The organism is Frankia sp. CoWAU3 (assembly GCF_977971855.1).
This window is the reverse complement of the sequence record NZ_CDWWXB010000017.1, coordinates 21,099-26,758: the sequence shown is the minus strand read 5'-3', so window position 1 is coordinate 26,758 and position 5,660 is coordinate 21,099. Positions and strand designations below refer to the sequence as shown.

General features: G+C 76.1%; 3 protein-coding genes. 1 reads left to right on the top strand and 2 read right to left on the bottom strand.

The features are described 5' to 3' along the window. Together AC08ON_RS03560 and AC08ON_RS03555 are read right to left on the bottom strand one after the other, a co-directional pair. Positions 1–2,055 (bottom strand): ATP-dependent helicase (locus tag AC08ON_RS03560; RefSeq protein ID WP_476616440.1); only part of this gene is annotated, 2,055 nt, incomplete at its 3' end. Then, complete coding sequence (locus AC08ON_RS03555) at positions 2,052–5,372, bottom strand: ATP-dependent helicase (protein WP_476606384.1); 3,321 nt, start codon at positions 5,370–5,372, stop codon at positions 2,052–2,054. The genes AC08ON_RS03560 and AC08ON_RS03555, both read right to left, overlap by 4 nt. A 180-nt stretch (positions 5,373–5,552) precedes the next feature. Here AC08ON_RS03555 and AC08ON_RS03550 point away from each other — a divergent pair. After that, on the top strand, positions 5,553–5,660 hold a 108-nt coding region (locus tag AC08ON_RS03550), incomplete at its 3' end, for an SDR family NAD(P)-dependent oxidoreductase (protein WP_476616444.1).

Below are 5,660 nucleotides of genomic sequence, written 5' to 3'. Positions count from 1 at the left end.
GGACGGGCCGGCGACGTCGAGACCCCGCTCGTGCTCCCGCGCCGCCCGGAGGAATCCGAGGAACGCGGGCAGGGAGTTCGTGCCGTCGGGATCGGTGAAGCCCGCGGCCACCTCCAGGAAGGCCGCGACGTTCTCCTGGCGCCGGGCCCGCACCGCCACCTCGGTCGCCGTGAGCTCCACGTCCAGCCCGATCGTCGCGACCACCCGGTGCAGCAGGTCGAGCAGGCCCTCGCCGACGTGCCCACGCAGCGCGGCGATCTCGGCGGCAAGCCGACGCACCCGGGCGCGCCCCGGCGCGGACATCTGCGGCCCGGGGTCGTCGAGGACGTCCGACAGGGCGACGACGTCGGCGGGGTCGACGTCGGCGACCGCCTCGGCAAGTGGATCGGACCGTCCCGGCAGGTCCGGATCGCCGACCGGCTCCGGGACCCGCGCCGCCTCACGCGCGTGGCGGCCGAGCGCGGCGAGATCCCGGGGGCCGAGCCGCACCCGCGGCCCTGTGAGCAGCCGAACGAGCGCGGCGTTCGCCGTCGGCGAGTCGAGCACCTCCAGCATGGCCACGATCTCGGCGACCTCCGGGACGATGAGCAGCCCGGTCAGCCCGACGACCTCGACGGGCAGCCCGGCCGCCTGCATCGCGGTAAACAGCGCGGGGATGTCGCCACGGGCCCGGACCAGCACGGCGATGTCGCCGGGAGCGGTGCCGGCGTCGACCACCCGGCGGAGCTGGCCGGCGATCCAGGCCACCTCGTCGGCCCAGCTGACGTGCAACGCGACCACTGCCTCGCCCTGGTCAGCCACGTCGGGCCGCGGGCGGAGCTCGACGACGCGGTGACGGGCCCGCAGCTGTGCGGCGACGGTGTTGGCGAAGCGGAGCAGCCTGCCGCCGCTGCGCTGGTTCACCGACAGTTCGTAGACGGCCGCGGGCGTGCCGTCGGCCCCGGGGAAGTGCGTGGGGAAGTGGTCGAGGTTCGCCACCGACGCCCCGCGCCAGCCGTAGATCGCCTGGCAGGGGTCGCCGACGGCGGTGACCGGATGCCCGCCGCCGAACAGGCCGGTGAGCATCCGCCGCTGGGCCACCGAGGTGTCCTGGTACTCGTCGAGCAGGACGACAGCGGCCCGCGCCCGCTCGGCCCGACCGACCTCCGGCATGGTCTCGGCGAGCCTCGCGGCACAGGTGACCTGGTCACCAAAGTCCAGGACGTCGCGTTCCCGCCGGGCCGCCCGGTACTCCGCCACCAGGGCGGCCAGCTCCCGGCGCCCCCGGGCGGCGGCCGAGCAGCGGCGTAGCTCCCGGCGGACGCCCCGGGTGCCCCGCCGCTGCTCGGCGCGCCGCAGCGCCGCGTCGATCTCGGCGAGCAGCGCGCCGTCGAACGCGACGAGGTCCGCCGGATCGACCAGGTGCTCGCTCATCTCGGCGTCCAGCGCGACGAGCTCGCCGACGAGCGCGCCCAGCGAACGTGTCAGCGCCTCCACCTTCCCGCCGTGGGAGCGGGCGACCCGGGCGGCGAGCTGGTAGCGGGCCGCGCCGGAGATCAGCTGGAGGTCCGGCTCCAGCCCCAGCCGCAGGGCGTTGTCGACGACCAGCCGCCCGGCGAAGGCATGGTAGGTGGCGACGGTCGGCTCCCCATCCACCTCGCCGTCCGCGGCCGGTCCACCCGGGCCCGCCCCGGCCGACGCCTTGCGCAACGCCAGCCGCACCCGACCGGACAGCTCCGCCGCTGCCTTCGTCGTAAAGGTCAGTCCGAGCACCTGGTCGGGCCGCACCTGCCTGGTGGCGACGAGCCAGACCACCCGCGCGGCCATCACCGAGGTCTTGCCGGATCCCGCGCCCGCGATGATGATCCCCGGTTCGAGCGGAGCAGTGGCCGCGGCGATCTGCTCGTCGGTATACGGGACCTCCAGCAGGTCGCGCAGGTCATCCGGGTCGAGCCGGGGAGCGGCGACGCCGCCCGCCGGGTCACCGTCGACGTCGCCGTCGAAACCGGGCAGGAACGGCTGGCGGGGAATCGTCACGTGGACACCCGCGCCCGGCTGCTCCACCTGCGGGTTCACTCGACCACCTGACGTCCCTCGGGCCGCGCGGGGCAGCTCGTCTGGAAGGTGCACAGCGTGCAGTGGTCGCCGGGCGTCGGCCGGAACGCCTCGGCGTCGATGGTGCGCACCGCCGCGTCGAGCACCTCGTCCATCCAGGTCACGCCGTCGGGAGGCAGCGCACTCTGGGCCTGAACCTCCGGCGGGCCAGGCCGCTCCCCCGGCAGCCGCGGACCGGCCGCCGCAGCGCCGGCATCCCGCCGGAGCTGCACGAGCTCCGCCCCGCCGGGCACCGCCCGGGGCTGATCCGCCCCGGGCTGATCCGGCGCCGCGGCCGCGAGCACATCGTCGAGCGCGCCGGCCCGCACGGCGAGCTGATAGCTGCCCAACTGGGGGTGGGTGGCGAGCTCGGCGGGAGCGACCGCGGTCCGACCGGTCTTGAAGTCTATGACGTGGACCCGGCCGGCCCCGTCCAGTTCGAGCCGGTCGATGAATCCGCGCAGCTGGACGTCCCGCCCGGCGACCCGTAGGTCGCAGGAGAACCTGACCTCCGCGTCGATCACGCGCCGACCGCGCTCGGCGGCGTGCCAGTCCAGGAAGCGGGCGAGCGCCTCGCGGGCGGCCGCACGCTCCTGATCGGAGCGCCAGCGGGCGTCGAAGTCCAACTGCTGCCACACCGTGTCCAGCCGGGCGTCGAGCGCGGCGAGATCGGCCGGGGTCCGCCCGGTCGTGACCTCGTCCGCCAGGGCGTGCACCACCTTGCCGAATCCCTGCGCGGTCGAGGCCGGGGTGACCGCGTACGCCTCGTGCTCGAGGAACCACCGCAGAGAACAGGCGCCGATGCTCGACAGCGAGGAGCCGGACAGCCGGATCGGCCCGGCCACCGGGACGACAGGAACATCCGACGTGGTGGGGTCGAGCAGCCCCCACCAGGTGTCCGGGTGCGCGGCCGGCACCAGGGGCCGGCCCGCCTGGTCCCGTGCGGCGGCGAGCGCGGCGAGGCGGGCCTGCGCGGCGGAGCGCATCACCGGGCTTGAGCCCGGTTCCGTCGCCAGCCGGCGCAGGGTCGCGACCAGGCCGACCAGGGTGAGCGGCCGGGCTGGGCGACCGGGCACGTGCTCCACCGCTACCCCCAGTTCCTCAAGGAAGCGGCTCGGCAGGCTGCCGTCGTCCTCGGGGCTGTTCACCGCGGTGACGACCAGCCGGCGCCGCGCCCTGGTCAGGGCGACGTAGAACAGCCGACGTTCATCGGCGAGCAGGTCCTGGCGGGTCAGCGGCGGGCGCAACCCGCCCCGGGACGGCGCGTCGAGCTGCTCCGCACCGAGCAGCGAATGCCGCTCCCGCAGGTCGGGCCAGGTGCCGTCCTGCACTCCGCAGACGACGACGACCTCCCATTCGAGCCCCTTGGCGCGATGGGCGGTCAGCAGCCGCACCCCGCGGCGGCGCACGGACTCCCCGGCCGGCTTGAGGACGTCCCCGGCGATCTGCTGGCGGGTGAGCTCCGCGACCAGGGACGCGACGCCACCGCCCGGCCCACGCCGCTGGCCCAGCCGGGTGACGGCATCGAAGAGCGCCACGACGGCGTCGAGGTCACGGTCGGCCGCGCGCCCGGCAGCGCCCCCGGCCGCCGAGGCATGTCGCAGCCGCGCCGGCCACTCGCTCGCCGACCACAGCGCCCACAGAGCGTCCTGCGGGGCGCCCGAGGAGTCCCGCAACGCCTGACCGGCCGTCCGCAGCAGACCGCCGACCCGCCGGACCGGACCGGCCAGGTCGTCGGGGATCGTCGCCAGCCAGTGGTCGGGCTCGGCGACCGCCGCCCGCAACAGCTCCGCCGACGGCGCCGGATGCTCGGCCCCCGCGTCGCGCTCGAAGGTGCGCAGAGCCCGGCCCAGCGCCCGCAGCCCGGCCGGGTCCGCTCCACCGAGCGGCGAGGTGAGCAGGGTGCGCGCCGCGTCGACGGTTAGCGCCCCGGCCGGATCCTCCGCGCAGCGCAGCGCCAGCAGGAGCAGGGCGGCGGCCGGCTCCTGGGCGACCGGCAGGTCGTCACCGTCGGCGCTGACCGGAACGCCGGCGGCGGCCAGCACGCGGCGCAACCGGCCGATCCGCTCGGCCGTGCGGACCAGGACCGCCATCGCGTCCCAGGCGACGCCGTTCTCCAGATGTTCGCGACGGAGCAGGTCGGCCACCGACTCGGCCTCCGCGCCGGTGCCCGGAAACGTGCGGGCCTGCACCTGGCCCGCCCCGGCGTCGGCGCGCCCGACGAGGTCGCGGTGTGCCCGGATCGCAGCCACCGGAAGCCCGGCGGCCGGGATCCGCCGGGCCACGTGCCGGCTCGCCGCCAGCGGGGCCGGGGCCATCCGCCGACAGCGCCGCAGCGCGACAATCGGCGCCGGCTCGCCGTCGAGGCGGGGGAACCGGGCCGGGAAGCCCAGCAGGCCGGCGACCTCGGCCCCCCGGAAGGCGTAGATCGACTGGTCCGGGTCGCCCAGCACGACGAGGTTGCCACCACCACCGGCCACCGCCCCCAGCAGGCGTTCCTGAGCCGGATCGGTGTCCTGGTACTCGTCGACGAAGACGTGCCGGTAGCGCCCACGCAGCCAGGCGCCCCCCTCGGCACTCTCGGCGACGACCACGGCCCGGTGGACGAGATCGGTGTAGTCGACCGCCCCCTCGAATCCGAACACGTCGAGGTACATCTCGTAGAACTCGGCGAGGGCGGCCCAGTCCGGGCGGCCGGTACGCCGAGCGAGCTGCGCCAGCGCGACCGGTTCGAGCCCGACCTCGCGGGCGCGGGCCAGCAGCGCCCGCACCTCCTCGGTGAAACCGCGGGTGCGCAGGCAACCCACGAGCGGCTCGGGCCAGACCGGCCGGCCGTCCTCGCGGGAACCCTCGATGAGATCGCGCAGCCGACTGTCCTGCTCCGGGCCGGACAGCAGCCGGAGCCCGCCCGGCGGGGCCGGCCGCTCGTGCGCGCGCAGCAGCGCCAGGCACCAGGCGTGGAACGTCCACGCCCCGGGACCTCCGCCGGCCCCGCCCTCGGCACCGAGCCGTGCGGTGATCCGCTCCCGCAGCTCTCCGGCGGCTCGCCGGCTGAAGGTGAGGACCAGGATCGACCGCGGATCCGTCCCGGCTTCGATCCGCGCGGCGACCGCCTCGACGAGCGTGGCCGTCTTCCCGGTGCCGGGCCCGGCGAGCACCAGCAGCGGCCCGACGCCGTGCTCGACCACCGCGCGCTGCGCCGCATCCAGGACGAGCGGACGCGGCGGCGCGACCGGGGCGGCGATCAGCCGGTAGCCGGGGCGCGGGGCGGTGGGGGCGGGGGCAGGAAGGACGACCACGGGCAAAGCACATCACGTGGGTCCGACAACCCAGCCAACCCCGCCGGCTCCGCGGCGGGTCGGCGTCCGTAGCGCGGCAGCGATGGGACCGCGGTGTGGCGACGACCGGGACACTCGACGACCGGGACACTCGGGGGGCCTCTCACGCGTGCGCGTCAGGACGTGGCAGTGTCCTTAGTCATGACCGAGTGCAGCGACAAGGTCGCGCTCCTGACCGGAGCGGGATCCGGCATCGGTGCCGCCTGCGCCCGCCGACTGGCGAGGGCGGGCGCCCGGGTCGTCGCCACC